Origin of the sequence: Stenotrophomonas sp. HMWF023 (genome assembly GCF_003060985.1) — a bacterium.
Taxonomy (GTDB): domain Bacteria; phylum Pseudomonadota; class Gammaproteobacteria; order Xanthomonadales; family Xanthomonadaceae; genus Stenotrophomonas; species Stenotrophomonas lactitubi.
Genome location: NZ_QAIJ01000170.1, coordinates 1 through 1,212, shown reverse-complemented (window position 1 = coordinate 1,212; position 1,212 = coordinate 1). Strand labels below are relative to the sequence as shown.

The 1,212-nt window shown below is 65.9% G+C and carries 1 protein-coding gene; it reads right to left on the bottom strand.

Going from position 1 to position 1,212, the window contains the following annotated elements; genetic code table 11:
- Positions 1-1,202, bottom strand: a 1,202-nt coding sequence (locus tag DBR20_RS09275; RefSeq protein WP_258223267.1) for a TldD/PmbA family protein, incomplete at its 3' end; no start/stop codon positions are given.
- Positions 1,203-1,212 lie beyond the last annotated feature (10 nt).

The window sequence follows — 1,212 nt, the reverse complement described above, 5'->3', positions numbered from 1 at the left end:
GACACGCTCAGCGGCGACTTGCCAGGCGCCATCGACACGTTGGCCATGCGCTGGAACTGCACGCTGGACCACGAGTCGGCGTAACAGCAGCCATCGGATTCGGTCTTGCCGAGAATGTGGGCCTGGTCGCGGATGGTCTGGTAGTCCACCAGCTTGCCGTTGCTGATCAGGTCCCAGCGCTTGCACTTCACGCCTTCATCGTCGTACGCCACCGCGCCGAGGCTGCCCGGCTGGGTCTTGTCGGCGAAGATGTTCACCTGCTCGCTGCCGTACTGGAAATGCTGCTCGCGCTTATCCAGGGTGGCGAAGCTGGTGCCGGCGTAGTTGGCTTCGTAGCCGAGCACGCGGTCCAGTTCCAGCGGGTGGCCGATCGACTCGTGGATGGTCAGCCAGGTGTGCGACGGATCCAGGATAAGGTCGTACTTGCCAGGCTTCACCGACGGCGCCTTCAGCTTCTCCTGCGCCTGCTTGGCCGCTGCGATGGCATCTTCCTTCATGTCGTAGGAGGAGCCGTAGTTGACCACGCCATTGGGCGTCAGCACCTTGCCGGCAGCGGCGCCATCCAGATACTCGTAGCCCAGCCCCATCGGTGCGGACAGGCCTTCGCGGGTGCGGAACTTGCCGCTGGCCTTGTCGATGGCGGTGATCGTCATCGGCGCCCAGATGCGGTGCACGTCCTGGTCGATGTACGAGCCGTCGGTGGAGGCGAAGTACTTCTGTTCGTTCACCAGGAACAGCATCGAATTGACGAAGCTGGCGCCGGCGCCCATAGCCGCGGCGTTGACGTCCAGCAGCAGATCGACCTTCTCCTTGATCGGCACCTCCATCGCATTCTTGCGGATCGGCGTCTTCCAGCTGACCTCGCCCACGCCCGGCGCCTTGGCCAGCTGCACCGGCGCGGTCTGCACGCCCGCGTTGGCCTTGGCGATCGCCGCCGCCTGCTGCGCGGCACGGGCCACGTCGGCGGTGCTGAGCGCGTTGGTGGCGGCAAAGCCCCAGGCGCCGTTGACGATCACGCGGATGCCCACACCGGTGGACTCGGTGTTGACCACGTTCTGCACCTTGTCTTCGCGGGTGATCACGAACTGCCGCAGGTAGCGGCCGATGCGCACGTCGCAGTAGGTGGCGCCAGCGCTGCGCGCGGCCTGCAGGGCGGCGTCGGCCAGGCGCTTTTTCAGCGCAGGGTCGAGGCTGGACTGCAGTTGCTCGGCG